Origin of the sequence: Thiomicrospira microaerophila (genome assembly GCF_000934765.1) — a bacterium.
Lineage (GTDB): Bacteria > Pseudomonadota > Gammaproteobacteria > Thiomicrospirales > Thiomicrospiraceae > Thiomicrospira > Thiomicrospira microaerophila.
In genome coordinates, this window is the sequence record NZ_JYNN01000008.1 from 21040 (window position 1) to 39269 (window position 18230).

An 18230-nucleotide genomic window follows, 5' to 3' on the forward strand; every position below is an offset into this window, starting at 1 on the left:
AACTTTATATTATTCGGTCGATTCTAAATGACTAAAATAAACTAAAACAATGTTCAACCAGACATCATTGCAAAAACCATGACTATCATTCCTAAAAATATTGACATGAAACGCAGGCATGGTAAGCTTTTGACGTTATAAACTAAATTTATCACCTCTAAATAGGGCAAACCATGAGCTTACTTGCGTTTAACCTTCCAATAGTGGCACTGCTACCCTTTGCGGGTGCGGCATTGGCCGCTTGGGCATCCAAAATTAATCGTGTTGCTTCGGCCTGGACCGCAGCGGCGATTACCATATTGGCATTGGCTTTTCTTGCGCCATCCATGCACCTTCCTTTTCAAGGCGAAACCCTAGTCCAAAGTTGGGCTTGGATGCCCGCGATTGGGCTTGATTTCGCATTCCGACTCGACGGTTTAGCTTTGCTATTCGCACTGCTAATTCTCGTCATCGGTTTACTGATCATTATTTATGCACGCTATTACCTGTCCAACAAAGACTCAATGGGGCGGTTTTATGCCTACATGATGATGTTTATGGGCTCGATGCTAGGTATCGTTCTGTCTGAAAACCTCATTCAGTTAGTGGTGTTCTGGGAGTTAACGTCTTTAAGCTCCTTCTTGCTGATCAGTTATTGGCAGCATCGCAAGGACGCGCGTCATGGCGCTCGAATGGCATTGGCGATTACCGGCGCCGGTGGTTTGGCCCTATTAGGTGGGGTATTAATTCTTGGCAATATCGTCGGCAGTTATAATCTAACCGACGTATTAGCCGCAGGCGACATGATTCGTGCGCACGAACTGTATGTGCCGATTCTTGTATTAATCCTGTTAGGGGTATTTACCAAGTCTGCCCAGTTCCCTTTCCACTTTTGGTTACCTCACGCGATGGCAGCACCGACACCGGTATCCGCTTATTTGCACTCGGCAACCATGGTAAAAGCGGGTATTTTCTTGCTAGCCCGTTTCTTCCCGGCTTTATCTGGCACACCCGAGTGGATGTGGTTGGTTGGCGGCGCAGGATTAATCACCTTTATGATTGGCGCGTATACCGCGCTGTTTAAGCATGACTTAAAAGGCTTGCTCGCCTATTCAACCATTAGTCATTTAGGGCTAATCACCCTGTTATTTGGCTTTGGCACGCAACTGGCCGCTGTGGCTGCTTTGTTCCACATCATCAACCATGCCACATTTAAGGCGTCGTTATTCATGGTGGCGGGGATTATTGACCATGAAACCGGCAGCCGAGATATGCGCAAACTAAGTGGTTTAATGAAATACATGCCACACACGGCGATACTGGCGATGGTGGCCGCCGCCGCGATGGCAGGGGTTCCGTTATTAAACGGTTTCTTGAGTAAAGAAATGTTCTTTGAACAAGCCGTATTTGCCGCTGAAACCAATGCTTGGGCATGGTTATTGCCGGTGCTCGTGACGATAGCGGCGATCTTCTCTGTAGCCTACTCGTTGCGTTTTATTCATGATGTATTCTTTGGTGGCGAACCGAAAGACCTGCCTAAAACCCCTCACGAACCGCCACGTTTTATGAAAATCCCCGTGGATTTGCTGGTGGTCATTTGTTTGGCGGTCGGTATTATCCCAATGTTTACGGTAGCGCCGATCTTAGCGGTAGCGGCAGCGGGTACCCTACAAGGCGTGCCACCTGAGTATAGCTTGTCGATTTGGCACGGCTTTAACCTACCGTTGATGATGAGTATTTTGGCGCTCATTTTAGGTGTTGGCGTTTACTTTATCCGTCATAAACTATTTGCAATCCATGCGAAATTGTTTGAACGCTTGGATGCACGGGTGGTTTATCATGCGATATTGAACAACACCCTCGCGTTTGCACTCAAAATAACGCGTGGATTTGATAAAGGATCACTTCAAAACGCAGCGGTCTGGATTATCGGTGCCTCAGTAATTGCGGGTGCCATTGGCTTTATGTCATCCAGTGCCAGCCTATTTGGTTCGCGTGAAATGTTACCGGTTGATCCGGTTACACTGGTGGCCGCTGTCGCGCTGATGATTGCTACTGTGATGACGGTCGTTTGGCATGCACAACGCCTTGTTTCACTGATTACCCTGGGTGTCATCGGCTTGGTGATTGCCTTGGGCTTTGTCAAGTTCTCTGCACCTGATTTGGCCTTGACACAATTGTCGGTTGAAATAGTCACGATTGTGCTATTGCTCCTAGCGCTCTACTTCCTACCACAAAAAACACCGAAAGAAATTGGCCGTTTTAGAATCGGGCGCGACGCGGTTATTGCGTTGTTATCGGGCATTGGCGCAACCCTGCTTACGCTGGCGGTGCTGACGCGCGATTTCGCACCGATTTCTGAATACTTCCTTGAGAACTCGGTGCCGGGCGGCGGCGGAACCAACGTGGTTAACGTGATTCTAGTTGATTTCCGTGGTATCGATACCCTTGGCGAAATCGTGGTACTGGCGCTGGCCGGTCTGGGTATCTATGCGATGTTGCAAGGCATGAAACTCCCCGCGCCGAACAAGGATATCTATGGTCGTTTCTGGGATACGGACAACCATCCCGTGATTATGCAAACCTTAACCCGTTTGTTATTACCCTTAATGTTATTGGTCGCGGTATTTATTTTCTTGCGTGGTCACAACCTACCGGGCGGCGGCTTTATTGCTGGCTTGATTGCGGCGGTCGCGATTATTGTCCAGTACCTATCCAACGGTATCGCTTGGACAGGTGAGCGTTTGAAAACGGATATGCATTGGGTCATTGGCTTCGGCTTGCTGATCGGTACGGGTACGGGCATTGTTTCCATGATGATTGGTTTCCCATTCCTGACGTCGAGCTTCACCTATATCACTTGGCCAGTCGTTGGCAAGTTTGAGGTGGCAAGTGCCATCGCCTTTGATATTGGTGTGTTCCTAGTAGTGGTCGGCGCAACCGTGCTGTCACTCGTTCAACTCGGACGATTGAGCAATGCGTCCCACGCACCGCATCAAAACTCGATCCCCGCTAAAAAACAGGAGGCGAAATAATGGAATTATTGATTGCCTTGGTCATCGGCGTGATGACCACTGCCGGGGTTTATTTGACACTCCGCGCACGCACCTTCCCGGTGGTACTTGGCTTAACATTGCTGGCCTATGCGGTCAACGTGTTCTTGTTCACCATGGGGCGTTTAACCATTGGTCAACCCGCTGTCATTGACGCGGCGGCCGCTGGCTATGGCGACCCTTTACCGCAGGCCTTGGTACTCACCGCGATTGTTATTGCGTTTGGTATGACGGCATTTTTAATTGTACTCGCACTTAAAGCACGCGGTGAGCTAGGGAATGATCATGTCGATGGGCTACATTTAGCGCCAGACGAAGTGCCTTATGAAAAGCCTGAGCAAATCAAGCCTTCACAACAAACGCAAGTGACAGAAACAACGATGAACTCACAATCAAACCAGGAGGTTAAGCCATGATGCAATTAACGGCTTGGCCAGTTTTATTACCACTTGTTGGTGGCTTCTTAGTGTTGTTTGCACGCTTTGGTGGCTTACGCCTACAGCGTTCACTTAACCTGCTGATTGTTTTGGGCTTAATTTTCTTAAGCATCGAAATGGTTAAGGTGTCTATGACAGGTGTGCATCAAGTTTACTTATCAGGTAACTGGATCGCACCTTTCGGTATCGTATTTGTACTCGACAAGCTTTCTGCGATGATGGTGTTAATCACCTCGATCCTCGCACTAGGCTCGTTATGGTATGCGATTGCGACCAAGATAGATGAAAAAGGCTCGCACTTCCATGTGCTGTTCCAGTTACAGTTATTTGGTTTAAATGGCGCCTTTATGACAGGTGACTTGTTCAACCTGTTCGTATTCTTTGAAGTGATGTTATTGGCCTCTTATGGCTTGCTACTGCACGGGTCTGGGCGCTTGCGTACCAAGGCGGGCTTGCACTATGTAGTCATTAACATGATTGGCGCAACCCTATTCTTGTTTGCGGTCGGTGCCTTGTATGGCGCGGTCGGCACATTGAATATTGCTGACATGGCGGCAAAAATCGCGGTTGCGCCGCCGGAAAACCAAGGGTTAATAGCGGCCGCAGGTCTGTTATTGCTTATTGTATTCGGGGTTAAAGCCGCGATGTTCCCACTTTATCTATGGCTACCTGCCGCTTATGCCAATACCTCGGCACCGGTCGCCGCTTTGTTTGCCATTATGACCAAAGTGGGGATTTACTCGATTGTGCGTGCCCACGGTACGATATTTGGCGAAACCGCTGGCGACCTTGCTTTCTTCTGGACGCCTTGGGTACTGGGCTTGGGCTTACTGACCCTTGCATTGGCCGCACTAGGTGTAATGGCGGCACGTGGTCTGCGTGAACAGGTCGCCTATCTTGTGCTCGCCTCGGTCGCAACACTGCTGGTCGGCGTCGGGCTCAATTCGCCCGAAGCCTTAGGCGCGACCTTCTATTACCTGATTCACTCTACACTCGTCGCGGGCGGTATGTTCTTGCTTGCTGACGTGATTGCAAGGGGGCGGGGGCCTATGAATGATAAATTCACCTCCGCACCGATTATGCCTAATGCGGTGTTGGTAGGCTCAATGTTTATGTTTGGTGCGGTTGCGATGACCGGGATGCCACCCTTATCCGGCTTCTTCGGTAAGGTGCTTATTTTAGGCGCGGCACTTGACCATGCATGGCTATTCACTATTTATGGTGTTGTATTGGTTGCCGGCCTCATGACCATTGTGGCGATGGCGCGTTCAGGTTCTTTACTGTTTTATCGCACCCAGCCTTGCAACGAACTGCCTGGCGAACCGGTGAATAAATCGGCCTTTGTCGCGGTGGTCGGTCTATTGGCTGCTAGCCCGTTGTTAGTCATTTTTGGCAACCCGGTGAGCAACTTCACCGAACTGGTTGCGCTGCAGCAATTTGATAGCATCAGTTATATTGAAGCCGTTTTAACCACACCGGCTATTGAGAGGGTTAAACCATGATCAACAAAATATTGCCTCACCCTATTTTAACCGTCGTACTCTGGATCAGCTGGCTGTTACTCAATAACAGCTTTGATCCTGGGCATATGGTACTAGGGTTGATTTTAGCTATTTTTATTCCCTGGTTTACATCCAGCTTTTGGCAAGAAAAAGTATGCCTGAAAAACCCCTTAACCTTGCTTAAGTTTTTTGGGGTGGTGATGTGGGATATCGTCATCGCCAATATTACTGTCGCTAAATTAATTTTAGGCAAAAACGACAAGCTACAGCCGGCGTTTTTTTATATTGATCTAGACGTTGAACACCGCTTGGGGATCAGTATTCTCGCCAATACGATTTCACTCACACCCGGTACGGTGTCCTGTGACCTTACGGCTGATCGTAAACGTTTATTAATCCATGCGTTGCATGTTGAGGACATAGACCAAACCATTGCAGACATCAAACAACGCTATGAAAAGCCGCTGAAAGAGGTATTTACAAAATGTTAGACATCGCACTCCCGATTGCATTTACGCTAGTTTCCTTTGCGCTTGCACTCAGTTTATTGCGCTTAATTATTGGCCCTGATTTACCTGACCGCATTTTGGCACTAGACACCCTTTATATTAATTCGATAGCACTGTTAATTTTGCTCGGCCTCTATCTAGGTAGTGCTTTGTATTTTGAAGCGGCGTTATTAATTGCCGTGATGGGCTTTGTTGGCACCGTTGCGCTCAGCAAATATTTGCTGCGCGGCGATATTATGGAATAAGGATAAAAACATGTTAGAAACTATTCTCGCCCTATTAATCATCATCGGTGCCTTCTTTACGCTTGTCGGCTCGATTGGTCTGTATAAGTTACCGGATTTTTATATGCGTTTACATGGCCCTACCAAGGCTACCACACTTGGGGTAGGTGCTATATTGGTCGCATCGGCTCTTTACTTTAGTTTCAAGCCAGGCGAAATTAGCTTGCATGAAATTTTAGTGACGGTATTTTTATTCATCACCGCCCCCGTTAGCGCGCACTTAATGGCCAAAGCGGCGATCCACATCAAGCTTAAACAAATAGAACGCACTAAAAACACGCCCTATCAAGCGGATAACAACAGCTAGCTTAGTATGGCAATCTTCACAGATTGCCATACCCTCCCCCCAAAAAAACATCTTTTGTATTTACCTAAAGCAAGAATTGTATTAGGATAAAATTATCCAAGGATAAAAACCAATTAATGGTTTGCTTGATTTCAAAAGGAATCTATTCGTTATGCGCAACAACCAGCCCGTTACACAAAAAGAAATCACGATACCCAATCACTTTAATCTATCAAGCACGACCGATTTAAACGGTACGGTGTTAAGTGCATCTGAGGATTTCTTGACGATTAGTGGCTATAGCGCGGATGAAATGCTCGGTCAACCGCACAATATTTTGCGCCATCCCGATGTGCCAGCACAAGTTTTTGACGACATGTGGACTACCTTAAAACAAGGTAAGGACTGGACAGGCATCGTAAAAAACCGTGCAAAAAATGGTGATTACTACTGGGTACGGGCAAACAATTCACCAATGCTGGTCAACAACAAAATTCAAGGCTTTGTGTCGGTCAGAACACCCGCTACCCCCGAAGAAGTAACCGCTACCACCCAGCTCTACAAACAAATAGACCAAAACAAATGCCAACTCAAACAGGGACTGGCTATTAAACCCTGGCAAAGCACCCTGCATAAATTTAGTATTAAAGGTGGCCTAGCCAAAACCCTCGTTATCTACGCAAGCATTATCCTACTTGTCTCTATTGCACTACTTGGCAGTATTTTCTACAACACGCAAATAAAGCCGATTGTTGAAAAAGAACTGCATGAAGAAATGCTATTGGCTGAACAGCAAATCCAGAACCAAATCGCATTCAAGTCGCTCTCTGTCACGGATATTGCCGCAACTGCAGCCATGATGCCTGAGTTGCAACAAGCATTAGCCGGTGTAGCCGATCGTCTGCCAGCGCAAACACGCCTTTCAGAAGTACAAAAACACTTTGCTAACATTACAGACTATCGGAATATACGCATTCAGCTTTATGATCCGGAGGGACGTTCATTCATGCGCTCATGGGCACCTGAACGTTTTGGCGATATGCATCTGGATCGCATTCGTGATCGTGCATTAGAAACACGAAAAACCCTTGGCGATATTTCGGTTCACAAGAATGACTTTGGCATCGGCGTCACCGGTTATGCCCCTGTGTTTTACCAAGGTCAGCTTGTCGGTGTGATTTCAGCCTCCGGTGGCGTCGGCTCGGTTGTGCGTGACTTAAAAGCTTTAAATAATGAATGGGTTATGGTGATTGATCAATCCTTTTACGGTCAAAGAATCCCCCCCACTCTAGCAAACAATACCCCGTTCACTAACGGCTACCTACTGGCACATAACAGCTGGTTTGATAACCAATCTATCGACAATCTTCGCCAACACCTACCCGAGCTAGCTCAAGGTGAAGAGCGCAAAAGCTATTTTGTAGGTGACTCCATTATTATTGATTTACCCGCCTATAACCCGGCAGGTGAAATTAGGGGGCGCCACTTAATGATAAAACCCGCCGATGCGATCCATCAACAAATCGCACAAGCTACACAGCAAGTGATTTGGTCCTTAGCTAGCGTGGTATTGGTTGTACTGGCGATTATCATCACCTTGCTGGTCATTATTTCAGCGCGCGTCATTCGTCCATTAAAAACCCTCTCTACCTCATTGAGTCAAATGGTTAAAACTGGGCGTTTTAATGAAAGAGTTATGCGCCTTGATAATGGTGACGAGATCAGTCAAATTATTCAGACCTACAACCGATTTGCAGGAAATGTCCAGCGTGCTATTACCAACATTAATGATGTGATGTCCTCCGTGGCCAAGGGGCAATTTAATGTTGAGGTCACCGACGAGTTACAAGGCGATCTAGACATTATGAAACAATCGGTAAATGGCTCTGTAGCCAGTGTTCGCAATACGATGGATGCATTAAGTACGGTGATGGATAGCCTATACCAAGGCCAATTCGATACTAAAATGCCCGATCATATACGTGGCGAATTCCGTGTGAAGGTCAATCAAGCCACCGAGTCGCTCAGTGCGGTGGTGGCCGATATTAATCAAGCGATGAACAAAATGCGCGAAGGACAATTTAATGCCCGCGTTACAGCCGACGCCCGGGGCTCAATGGCGGAATTAAAACAAAACTTTAACCATTCTATGGAAGTTATCTCCCATGCCATAACCGAAATCAGTCGTGTGGTTGCATCGCAAGCATCCGGCGACTTAACCGTTAAATTACCTTCTGGGACGTTTAAAGGTGAGCTGCACGACCTGAAGAATGCCATTAATTATTCATCCTTAAAAATGAATGAAGTGGTCAACGTTGCCATCGACACATCACGGATTGTGAAAAGCGCGGCGGATGAGGTAGCGCATGGCGCGAGTGATCTAAGTCACCGAGTCCAAGAACAAGCCGCGGCTCTTGAGCAAACATCCGCTACCATGGAGCAAATGTCAAGCCAGCTTAAAGGCTCGACACAACAGGCAAACCAAGCGACCCAGATGGCGCTGAATGTCAATCAGCAAGCCAAACAAGGTGTTGTTATTATGACGAGCACTATTGAGGCAATGAGCGCTATTGAAGAGTCTAGTCGTCGTATTTCTGAAATTGTGACCTTGATTGACAGCATTGCTTTCCAAACGAACTTGCTGGCACTTAACGCGGCCGTAGAAGCCGCCAGAGCCGGCGACCATGGACGTGGCTTTGCTGTTGTAGCAGGTGAAGTGCGTAGTCTTGCACAAAAATCCGCACAGGCGGCTAAGGAAATCGAGGGGCTAATTCATGAAACCGCAACCCGCGTATCTAACGGCGCCAAGCTCGCTAACCAAACAGGTGAAACCCTTAATCAAATATCCAATGCCATAAATGAAGTCAGTAGCATGATTGAGCAGATTGCACAGGCGACGGAAGAGCAATCGGAAGGTGTACACCAGGTTAACCAGGCTATCACTCAAATTGATGGTGTGACACAACAAAATGCCGCCTTGGTTGAGCAAACCAGTGCCGCCTCAGAAAGTCTGAGTGAACAGGCAAAAACTTTACAACAAGAAATGAATTTCTTTAAAACCGATGCCCATCCGAGCTACCACCATGACAAAGAGCCAAACCCCGCGACACCCTCATCACACCAAGCGCGACACAAAAAACCCACGCCGGTGTTGAGCAAACCAAACAACAATAAGACACTGAAAGCTCAAGCTTCACGCAACCAAGCTAAGAGCGAAGACCAAAACTGGAGTGAGTTCTAATCCCGCTTTTTTGCAGCGGATTGACTTAAGTCTGACAGGCTACTAAGACAAAGCCCATTTTAACTGCTAAAATGGGCTTTTATTTTAACTAGACCCTTATTCCCCATGAGCCAAGCCCAACTAATTCTGTTTGATAAACGCAACCAACCCATTAAAGAATACATCGTCGCGGTTGCCGCGTCTGATGGATTAGATATTAAAGGGGTACAACTGGTCGCTTCACCGGCTAAAGGTGAAAAATCCTTAATCACGGCGGGGTTACGTATCCCGGCCCTCGAAGCCTATGGTTATAACACCAAAAAAATAGCCCATGCCACACTTGACCAACTATTGGTTAACGAAGATGTGTTGACCCTCGAACAATTTATTGAACGCGCCTCGGATGATGAAGCTGTACGCCAAGCTTTGCAAAAATCAGCCAATAAAGCACAGCTTGCGGTTGAAGCCTTGATTAGCGAATTCACCGCGTCTGAAGTGATTAATCTGATACAAGAAAATCGTAACGATGCGCTATTTAAACTCAAAACCCATGACAAGGAGCTCAAGGACAAACGGGTGCTATGCCTTGATATTGAGGCCACCGACATTTCTACTAATCCTGAAGCAGATGTTATACAAATTTCGATTTGTGACTTTGAGGGCAATGAAGTGCTTAACCAACTGATTAACCCAGGTTATGACGTACCCGACAATGAAAAACACAACATCACCACCGAAATGGTTCAGGATGCGCCCTTGTTTTCAAAATGCTGGGATCAAATACACCGTACTCTATTGGAAGCAGATGTTATTTTAGCTTATAGCACAGAAAGTGATTTTGCTTACCTGCAAAACTCGGCTACTAAAAAAATGCTCGATTTTGAATTAGATTACAACAAGTGGTTAGATGTTGCAGAACTGAGCAAAGAGTTAGTCGGTTCGATGCGCTGGCATTCGGAAAAAATGTATTGGTTCTGGAAAACCCCAAAACTGACCGCGGCCTATGAAAAAGTATTAGACAAGCCCTTTCCAGGAGATGCACACGATGCACTTGCTGACGCACAAGCGACCGCCGAATTGATGCGCGCGATGCTTATTCAAGGCCGTAACTCACAAGTCAAAGAGAAAAAACCGGTTGTCGAAGCGAAAAAAGCCGTAACCAACAACCTGTTTGCACAAGCCTTCGCTAACGCCAAGCGCAAATAATGGAGAGCATGATGAATTTTTTAGACCTAGAAAAAGCCAAAAAAGGCGACCAGTTTGATTGGCAGCCTTTTAAAGCCCAGCTAAAATTTGACCAAGACGGCTTAATGCCTGCGATTGCTCAGCAACATGATACGGGTGAGGTGTTAATGCTCGCCTATATAAACCTAGCGGCATTGGAAGAAACCCTAAGTACAGGGCGTGTATGCTACTGGTCGCGTTCGCGCCAAAACTACTGGCGAAAGGGCGAAGCTTCAGGTCAAATACAACGCCTTAAAGAGGCACGTTTAGATTGTGATGGCGACACTTTATTGCTATTAGTCGACCAAACCGGTCCGGCCTGCCATACAGGACGTTCTAACTGTTTCTACAACGGTATCAAAGGCGATAAACTTGAAATCCTATCAGACCCTTTAATCGACCCCGCCGAGCTCTACAAACACGCACAGTAATTCCCCAATAAAAAAGCCCGGAAATCCGGGCTTTTTGCTCTGAGGAGAGTGCAATCTTGCTAATTAACGCATAGATACAACAGGTAACTCACGCGCTTCAAATGTCCAAGTGTTTTCCTGTGTTGTCTTCACTTCTTTTACTTCAACCTGTGCTTGTTGTTCAACAGCTGGCTTTTGGGCGTCAAGTTTACAACCAAATTCCCATGTAGGTTGTTCTTGGCTTGCAACCGCTACACCCGCGAACATCATAGAGGCTAAAACTAGGCTTGTCTTTTTCATGGTTAACTCCTTCATTCAAGTAAGATGAGAGCCGCAGCTCTTGTTTTCAATTCGTGTATAGAATAACACATAGATTTTATTTATCAATACATCAGACTAAAATATATTAGTAAATTATTATATTCTAATATATGTAACAAATGCACGCCACACCTAGCGAATAGAACAAGAACTCGCTACACTTAGCACTAACTATGAATGATTAACTTAATAAACCTATGAACCTAAATCAAACCTTTACCCTTAACATCATGGTCAGCGCACCGAATTGGACCGAACAATACAACTACCCAGAACTCGAGGTGAAATGGCAGGCGCTGTTCCGTCAAATCGAAAATAGATTACCGACATCCGTCACCCCGCAGCTTATTACCGGATATCGAGAGGGGATAGAGCAACTCAGTGTTGAGCTGGCTCATCAAAATGAATTTAAAATTCAACTCCTGCTTTGCCAAAAATTTGGTCAACTTACCAAACTCGTTGAAAATGAAAAACGGCTACATATTCATCGCATTATTTCGCTTGGTCGTGACAAAAATGAACTCATGCTGTCGCCCTCGCCTTTGGCTATGCGTGATAATTTAATGCTTGACTATGCAGATGTGTTACTCATCGCGTGGCAACCAGGCCTGGACACCCTGGAAAGCCGTGCGGGGTTTGAATTGATATCCCAAGCCGCGCAGAGTCTTAAGCCTGTGATTTGGATGGATGAGCAAGGTGAATTGCACTGGCTAAAACTCAGCCAACTGGACAATCCTAACCTATTACTTTTAAAAGCAAAAAATAACTGCGCGCAACTTGTGAACTATTTTAAGTCGTTTAGCAACTTAGAACAAACGCCTTTTGAATCAACATTAAAGCAACTGTTTTTAATAAAAAACAATGAAAAAGACACCATTCCCGAAGAAATAAATACGCTTTGGGCGCAGCCAAGCGCTAACGATACGCAAGTCAATACCGGCTGGTGGTACCAACTTAAGCAACGGATTGGCCATTATAAAAACCCCACAACAGTCGAGTCGGCACACGATGACATCAAACCCAAGCCGACCTTAACCCAAGCGTTTAAACACCACAATCAGCTTGCTGAACAAGCAGGCGAGGGCTATCGCTTCAATGTATGGATGCTGTATGGGTTTGCGGCACTCGCGGTGATTTTAGCGGTCAGCGCCGAGGTTTGGCAGCTGCACTGGCTGGCCTATTTTGAATTGATCGTCATCGCAACAATTATTTACCGGGTTTATTGGGCGCGTAAAACACAGCTGCATGAAAAATGGATGCGCCATCGCTATATTGCCGAACAATTGCGCTATTGTATTATGGGGCACCCGTTAATGGTTGTACCCGAACCATTTCGTGCGCCGCAATGGCTGATTAAAAACGGACAGCTTGAACTGAAGTCTGCCGAAATCTGGCTATTGCAGCGTTATCTGATGGCGAGCGGCCTACCCTGTGAAGACGGTAAAATTTATACCCCACCCTATCATAATCATGCGCTGGTTGACCACATGCAACAGGTGATCAACAATCAAAAAACCTATCACCAACGCCACCATCACCAAAAACATCTCGGGCATCATCACCTCCATCGGCTCACCGAGGTCTTCTTTGTGTTCACCTTTGTCGCCGTGTCTATACACTTATTTATCCATGACATTTGGTTGCTGCTGTTCACTGCCGCGTTACCCGCCGTAGCGGCGAGTATGCACGGTATCCTCACCAAGCTAGAAATGCAACGCATTGCCAGTCAGTCAGCACTGCTCTACCAACAATTAAGCGAAACAGACCAGGCTTTTTCACGCTTTATTCAACAAACTGAAAAAGGCGATGATGACTGGCAAGCGTGGATGAGCCTTTTTGCACTCGCCAATGCCAACAGCCAGATCATGTCAGACAATATCAACCAATGGCAACACTTAATTCAAAAGCAGCGTATTGATATCCCTGCTTAATCATACCGCTTAGTGATTAAAAATGAATTCGCGGGTTAAACGGCATTTTACCGGCCATTGTCTGATAGAAGGCTTTTGATTCATCATCTAACGCAGGGGGGGTATGAATTTGAATCACCACATACTGGTCGCCAGGTGTTTTGCCTAAACCACGCCCTTTAATACGCAATTTTGCTCCAGACTGCGTACCCACAGGAATTGACATATTCACCTTGCCTTTGAGTGTTGGGATTTCAACCTTTGTACCGAGCGCCGCTTCCCAAGGTGTAAGGGGTAAGTCTAAAAACACATTTTCGTCTTCAACGCGGTAGAGGGGGTGATTTTGCAAATCTATTTCCAGATATAAATCACCATTCGGACCGCCACCGTGGCCAGGCGCACCTTGACCCGTTAGCCGAATACGCTGCCCCTGCTTAATGCCGGCAGGGATCTTAACCTTAATTTGCTTGCTACGTTGAAACACGCGCCCTTGTTGATCAGCCTGTGGGATTTGCAACGTCAAATTACGCTCATTGCCATTCACAGCCTCCTCTAGGCTCACTAATACCTTAACGGACTGATCCTCGCCCTTCTGACGAAAAGGCTGACGCCCCCCATAGCCGCTGCCAAATCCTTGACCACCAAACCCACCTTGACCACGAAACAACGACTCAAAAAAATCACTAAAGCCGCCCGCCTGACCGCCACCAAACATCTGTTCAAAACCTGGAGGCGGATCAAAATGCTGACCATTTTGATAACCCGAGCCAAACTGATCAAAGGTCGAGCGTTTTTGTTTATCGCTCAACACCTCATAGGCTTCGCTAATATCCTTAAACCTTGACTCATCGCCAGTAGGTTTATCTGGGTGATATTGGGCCGCCAGCTTTCGATAGGCTTTTTTAATTTCCGCCTCTGTTGCTGAACGCTCCACACCTAAAATCTTGTAATAATCTTTATATTCCATACGCTGTCCTCAAAAATTTTAAACTTCATGGGGTTTAAACCGGCCTTTTTCAATGTTTACTTTTAAATAAGCTTATTTAGACGCATAATATCGCTAACCAACGAATAAAAGACAGCCATGAGTACAAAAAACAATGAAATGACCATCCGCCCGAATGGCGCGCTACAAATTTTATCCAAACAAGAAGCGAACCAGCTTTGTGATCACTCTGACACAGGGCTAAATGATCTATTAAGACGTTGCTCGTTAGCCGTACTCAATACCGGTAACAATATAGACTGTGGTGAAAAGCTGCTTGAGATGCACCCAGATTTTGACATCAAAGTCCAATCACGAGGACGCGGCATTGAGCTGATTATCTGCAACCCCCCAGAGTCGGCATTTATTGACGGTGAAATGCTGGAAGGCTTACGTGAGCATCTATTTGCGGTCGTGCGCGACCTGGTTTATGTGCGCAACAATATTACCGACTCTGGACTCTTTGACCTTAACGATAGTGCAGGCATCACGAATGCCGTATTTCATATACTACGCAATGCCGAGGTGTTGCGCACGAATGAAGAACCTAACCTAGTCGCATGTTGGGGAGGGCACGCCATTTCTCGGCGTGAATACGAGTATTCACGCCATGTTGGTATTGCACTAGGAGAGCGCAGGCTTAATATCTGCACAGGCTGCGGACCAGGCGTAATGAAAGGCCCGATGCGCGGTGCCGAGGCCGGGCATCACAACCAACGCTTTACTAATCGTCGCTATATTGGCTTGTCTGAACCTGGCATCATTGCGGCAGAGGCACCCAATACAGTTGTCAACGAGCTGGTTATCTTGCCTGATATTGAAAAGCGCCTTGAAGCCTTTGTTCGCTTGGCGCACGGGATTATTATTTTTCCTGGTGGTCCTGGTACCCTCGAAGAGCTACTTTATATTCTAAGCATTTTGCTCGACCCTAAAAATACACAACACCCCTACCCCTTGGTGCTAACGGGTGATAAAGGCTGTGCAAACTATTTTGAGGAAGTAAAATATTTTATTTCCCAAACGCTGGGGCAAACAGCATTGGATCGACTCAACATACAACTCGATAACCCTGACGATGTAGCCAGCTTTATGAAGCAACAGATGCAGGTCATCAAAAAAGATCGAATACAAACCAGCGACGCTTACTATTTTAACTGGCAAATCCATATCGAAGCCGATTTGCAAAAAACCTTTGAACCAACACATCAAAGTATGCGCGCATTAAACTTAACCAAAGCCCAACCCGCTCACCTGCTAGCCTCACAACTACGCTGTGCCTTTTCTGGCATCGTTGCGGGTAATGTCAAGGCGGAAGGCTTGCGCGCCGTGGCTCAACATGGCCCATTTGAACTATGTGGTGATCCTGAAATCATGGCCGCACTTGAGCGGTTACTGAACTTTATGATTGAACAAAAACGCATGAAAATTGATGCCGAAAACTACATTCCTAGCTATCGCATATTAAAAACAACACAATAACAAACAGAATAATAAAAGGCTAAACCATGACATTTGCAGAACTTGAACTTGACGAACTTTTACTTGATGCCCTTGAACAGCATGGCTTTCATCGCCCCACCCCGATTCAACAAGCAACCATTCCAGTGATGATGGCGGGGCAAGATGTACTGGCTGGCGCAGCCACAGGAACGGGGAAAACAGCCGCTTTTGTACTACCTGCACTACAACACTTGATTGACAACCCAAGTCAAACCCGATCACCTCGCATTCTGATGCTCGCGCCGACGCGTGAGTTAGCCATGCAAATTCGCCAAGTGGTGCGTGAACTCAGCCAAAATATGTCACTGCGTTCGCTGGTCATTACAGGTGGGCTAGCACAAGATAAACAGATTGAACACCTCAGCCAGCCGTTTCAGATACTCATCGCCACGCCCGGTCGTCTACTCAACTTATTAGAACAGGAAATGGTGGACCTTGAACAGCTGGAAATGGTGATTATCGACGAAGCCGATCGAATGCTGGATATGGGTCAAGGGCCTGATGTGCACGCCTTGCTCGATGCCATTCCTGGTGATTTTCAAGCTGGCCTATTTTCCGCTACCCTTGCTGGCACAGGTATTCACACATTTGCCGAAAAAACCCTAGATCAGCCGACGGTGATACAGGTTGACGCCGCCAATACGCAATCAACACAGGTTCAGCAAATGATTTACTTTGCCGATGATCGCGCGCATAAGGAACAACTGCTTCTAACCCTATTGCAAGATCCTAGCTGTAAAAGTGCTATTGTTTTTTGCAATAAAAAGGAACGCGCCATCTCGCTTACCGAATGGTTGCAAGCGCAAGAAATCATTGCACAGGTATTGCATGGCGACTTTATTCAAGCCAAACGACTAGAAAAGATAAGTAAATTCAAAGAGGGCAAAATTCAGGTACTGGTTGCGACCGATGTCGCGGCACGCGGACTCGATCTATTAAATATCACCCACGTGGTCAATTACGACTTACCTTTACGTGGCGATCTTTATATTCACCGCATCGGTCGCACCGGACGGGCGCAAAATGTCGGTCTAGCCATTAGTCTAGTCGAAGGCCACGAATTACGCACCTTAGAGCGCATCCAATATCATCTACAAGCTAAAATCCCTGTCAGTAAAATCAAAGGCATGGAGGCGCGCTTAAAGCCCTCTAAGCTCAAAGAAAAGAAAAAACCACACAAGAAGAAAGCCGCCAAAAAAGCGGCAAAAAAGAAATAGCGACGATAGATACCCGCCAGGCGACGCTAGGCTACCTGGGGCTCTATCGGCGGTGTATTCGGACTTTGTGGTGGATTGAAAGAAGGGTCAACCGGTGGCAAGCCATATAAAGCACGCAGTTCTTGGCACTTTGGATTAATCGATCCATCCTCCATCCACAAAGGGTAATCACGACAAGGGTTAGGCCGGTTCTCATAAATAGCACAATAAATTGATTCACCGATTTCACCTTGCAACGCCATACAACGCCGTGACTCACCGTTCTTAGCATTGGTTCCTTTCATACACTTGAAACGATCATTAATATCTTCCGTGTAGTCTACCGGCACCACACCGCCTAAAAAAGGTTCGGCTTCGGCCCAGTAAAATGAAACACGAAAATGGGTACAGCAGACACCACAAGACAAGCATGGATTAAAGTCATCCATACGCCACCTCATCATAAAAAAGCATTAAAGAAAATAATACGAAAACCCAACCGACCCGTTGAGCGGCGCTATTTTACTTTAAAGCGAGCAAATAAAAAGTAGCGCAAAAAATATTTTGCAACACCACATACCGCCCCCATCAAGTGACGCGCTAGCCCGCGTTTAGTCCGACAGACTCCTAGCCTCCCTCATTGCCCTGTCACCCTGCGCGAAGTCGCAGGGTCTATTGCCGCCAGCGGCTGGATCCTGGGACTTCGCGCAGGATGACGGCTCTGGGTAAAAAAAATGGGGCATTGCGAGGCCAAAGGCCGTGGCAATCTCTTGCAGACTGTGGACGCCCTTGAGAGATTCAGGCTTCGCGCTGACTTCGTTGGCCGCATCGCTGCGCCCCTCGCAATGACGCGGTTTTTCTTAACTTAATGGCCGTGAGATGAAACGTGGGAGCGCGATCAGGTTGTAATTTGTTAGTTTATTATTTAGACACGTTTGCCCTGATCTATTGACAGCTTCGCTATAATAGAAAGATGACTATTAAAACGGCTTTATTATCATTTATATTTGCGCTGACACTCTTGGGTTCTCAAACCATCCAAGTGGTGCACGATGCCGTGCACCCGTTTCACGCGCATTTAGTTGATAAGGATCACCGCTTCGAGGCACATCCTCACGATCACACACCCTCAGCTCACGCCCATTCGATTGAAGCTTGGCTCTGTGATTTATTTGATGCTTTTTCACATTCTAAAGCCGCCGTTGCGAATTATTTTAACCTTGATTTAATCCCCGATTTACAACCAGGCCTGGTTGTATTTTCCGGCTTTTTAGCCGTTTTTTATCGCTATTACCCCTTTCAGTCGCGCGCTCCGCCTTTAACCTTCTCCGTTTAATCTCGTTTAAAAACTATTTTAATCTTGCGCTGCCCTTGAGCTAGATTGTTGTGGCCTTTCACCAAGCCATGACGATGC

16 protein-coding genes are annotated in these 18230 nt (G+C 46.6%); 13 read left to right on the top strand and 3 right to left on the bottom strand.

Annotated features, from left to right (window positions below; genetic code table 11):
* The first annotated feature begins 173 nt into the window (after positions 1-173).
* The 9 genes from NA59_RS04550 to hisI all read left to right on the top strand — a co-directional run bounded on the left by NA59_RS04550 (position 174) and on the right by hisI (position 10925).
* A complete protein-coding gene (locus tag NA59_RS04550; protein ID WP_044408668.1) occupies positions 174-3014 on the top strand; it encodes a monovalent cation/H+ antiporter subunit A in 2841 nt (946 codons plus the stop codon).
* A complete protein-coding gene (locus NA59_RS04555) occupies positions 3014-3448 on the top strand; it encodes a Na+/H+ antiporter subunit C (protein ID WP_044408671.1) in 435 nt (144 codons plus the stop codon). The genes NA59_RS04550 and NA59_RS04555 overlap by 1 nt, the downstream gene beginning before the upstream one ends.
* Complete coding sequence (locus tag NA59_RS04560; RefSeq protein WP_044408674.1) at positions 3445-4971, top strand: monovalent cation/H+ antiporter subunit D; 1527 nt, start codon at positions 3445-3447, stop codon at positions 4969-4971. Before NA59_RS04555 ends, NA59_RS04560 begins: the two co-directional genes overlap by 4 nt.
* Positions 4968-5462: a Na+/H+ antiporter subunit E gene (locus NA59_RS04565; protein WP_044408677.1), complete on the top strand. Its 495-nt coding sequence runs from the start codon at positions 4968-4970 to the stop codon at positions 5460-5462. The genes NA59_RS04560 and NA59_RS04565 overlap by 4 nt, the downstream gene beginning before the upstream one ends.
* Entirely contained in the window at positions 5456-5725 is a 270-nt protein-coding gene (locus NA59_RS04570) for a K+/H+ antiporter subunit F (RefSeq protein WP_044408680.1), read from the top strand. The genes NA59_RS04565 and NA59_RS04570 overlap by 7 nt, the downstream gene beginning before the upstream one ends.
* Before the next feature lie 10 nt (positions 5726-5735).
* Positions 5736-6071, top strand: coding sequence for a Na+/H+ antiporter subunit G (locus NA59_RS04575; protein WP_044408683.1), 336 nt, complete (start codon positions 5736-5738; stop codon positions 6069-6071).
* A 151-nt stretch (positions 6072-6222) separates the two neighbouring features.
* Positions 6223-9291 carry a methyl-accepting chemotaxis protein gene (locus NA59_RS14245; RefSeq protein WP_052501463.1) on the top strand — a complete coding sequence of 1023 codons (3069 nt, stop codon included), beginning with the start codon at positions 6223-6225 and terminating at the stop codon, positions 9289-9291.
* 105 nt (positions 9292-9396) lie between these two features.
* Complete coding sequence (locus tag NA59_RS04585) at positions 9397-10476, top strand: 3'-5' exonuclease (RefSeq protein ID WP_044408686.1); 1080 nt, start codon at positions 9397-9399, stop codon at positions 10474-10476.
* Between the two features lie 11 nt (positions 10477-10487).
* Entirely contained in the window at positions 10488-10925 is a 438-nt protein-coding gene (hisI, locus tag NA59_RS04590) for a phosphoribosyl-AMP cyclohydrolase (RefSeq protein WP_232504030.1), read from the top strand.
* Between the two features lie 63 nt (positions 10926-10988).
* Here hisI and NA59_RS04595 read toward each other — a convergent pair whose 3' ends face one another.
* Entirely contained in the window at positions 10989-11204 is a 216-nt protein-coding gene (locus NA59_RS04595) for a hypothetical protein (RefSeq protein ID WP_044408692.1), read from the bottom strand.
* A 218-nt stretch (positions 11205-11422) separates the two neighbouring features.
* On the opposite strand from NA59_RS04595, the gene NA59_RS04600 reads away from it, so the two are divergent.
* Positions 11423-13156, top strand: a complete 1734-nt coding sequence (locus NA59_RS04600; RefSeq protein ID WP_044408695.1) for a hypothetical protein — start codon at positions 11423-11425, stop codon at positions 13154-13156.
* Positions 13157-13172: 16 nt separating this feature from the next.
* On the opposite strand, the gene NA59_RS04605 is transcribed toward NA59_RS04600, so the two are convergent.
* A complete protein-coding gene (locus NA59_RS04605; RefSeq protein ID WP_044408698.1) occupies positions 13173-14102 on the bottom strand; it encodes a DnaJ C-terminal domain-containing protein in 930 nt (309 codons plus the stop codon).
* A gap of 117 nt (positions 14103-14219) precedes the next feature.
* Here NA59_RS04605 and ppnN point away from each other — a divergent pair, with 117 nt between their 5' ends.
* Together ppnN and NA59_RS04615 are read left to right on the top strand one after the other, a co-directional pair.
* Positions 14220-15599, top strand: a complete 1380-nt coding sequence (ppnN, locus tag NA59_RS04610) for a nucleotide 5'-monophosphate nucleosidase PpnN (protein ID WP_044408701.1) — start codon at positions 14220-14222, stop codon at positions 15597-15599.
* A 26-nt stretch (positions 15600-15625) separates the two neighbouring features.
* Entirely contained in the window at positions 15626-16837 is a 1212-nt protein-coding gene (locus NA59_RS04615; RefSeq protein WP_044408704.1) for a DEAD/DEAH box helicase, read from the top strand.
* Between the two features lie 26 nt (positions 16838-16863).
* Here NA59_RS04615 and NA59_RS04620 read toward each other — a convergent pair whose 3' ends face one another.
* Complete coding sequence (locus tag NA59_RS04620) at positions 16864-17280, bottom strand: YkgJ family cysteine cluster protein (RefSeq protein ID WP_232504031.1); 417 nt, start codon at positions 17278-17280, stop codon at positions 16864-16866.
* Positions 17281-17789: 509 nt separating this feature from the next.
* Here NA59_RS04620 and NA59_RS04625 point away from each other — a divergent pair.
* Positions 17790-18152 (top strand): hypothetical protein, encoded by a 363-nt coding sequence (locus tag NA59_RS04625; protein WP_044408710.1) that lies wholly within the window; start codon positions 17790-17792, stop codon positions 18150-18152.
* Positions 18153-18230: the final 78 nt, after the last annotated feature.

Coding starts and splice junctions, on each gene's coding strand:
- NA59_RS04550 (WP_044408668.1), top strand. CDS start 174: ATGAGCTTACTTGCGTTTAACCTTCCAATAGTGGCACTGCTACCCTTT.
- NA59_RS04555 (WP_044408671.1), top strand. CDS start 3,014: ATGGAATTATTGATTGCCTTGGTCATCGGCGTGATGACCACTGCCGGG.
- NA59_RS04560 (WP_044408674.1), top strand. CDS start 3,445: ATGATGCAATTAACGGCTTGGCCAGTTTTATTACCACTTGTTGGTGGC.
- NA59_RS04565 (WP_044408677.1), top strand. CDS start 4,968: ATGATCAACAAAATATTGCCTCACCCTATTTTAACCGTCGTACTCTGG.
- NA59_RS04570 (WP_044408680.1), top strand. CDS start 5,456: ATGTTAGACATCGCACTCCCGATTGCATTTACGCTAGTTTCCTTTGCG.
- NA59_RS04575 (WP_044408683.1), top strand. CDS start 5,736: ATGTTAGAAACTATTCTCGCCCTATTAATCATCATCGGTGCCTTCTTT.
- NA59_RS14245 (WP_052501463.1), top strand. CDS start 6,223: ATGCGCAACAACCAGCCCGTTACACAAAAAGAAATCACGATACCCAAT.
- NA59_RS04585 (WP_044408686.1), top strand. CDS start 9,397: ATGAGCCAAGCCCAACTAATTCTGTTTGATAAACGCAACCAACCCATT.
- hisI (WP_232504030.1), top strand. CDS start 10,488: ATGAATTTTTTAGACCTAGAAAAAGCCAAAAAAGGCGACCAGTTTGAT.
- NA59_RS04595 (WP_044408692.1), bottom strand. CDS start 11,204: ATGAAAAAGACAAGCCTAGTTTTAGCCTCTATGATGTTCGCGGGTGTA.
- NA59_RS04600 (WP_044408695.1), top strand. CDS start 11,423: ATGAACCTAAATCAAACCTTTACCCTTAACATCATGGTCAGCGCACCG.
- NA59_RS04605 (WP_044408698.1), bottom strand. CDS start 14,102: ATGGAATATAAAGATTATTACAAGATTTTAGGTGTGGAGCGTTCAGCA.
- ppnN (WP_044408701.1), top strand. CDS start 14,220: ATGAGTACAAAAAACAATGAAATGACCATCCGCCCGAATGGCGCGCTA.
- NA59_RS04615 (WP_044408704.1), top strand. CDS start 15,626: ATGACATTTGCAGAACTTGAACTTGACGAACTTTTACTTGATGCCCTT.
- NA59_RS04620 (WP_232504031.1), bottom strand. CDS start 17,280: ATGATGAGGTGGCGTATGGATGACTTTAATCCATGCTTGTCTTGTGGT.
- NA59_RS04625 (WP_044408710.1), top strand. CDS start 17,790: ATGACTATTAAAACGGCTTTATTATCATTTATATTTGCGCTGACACTC.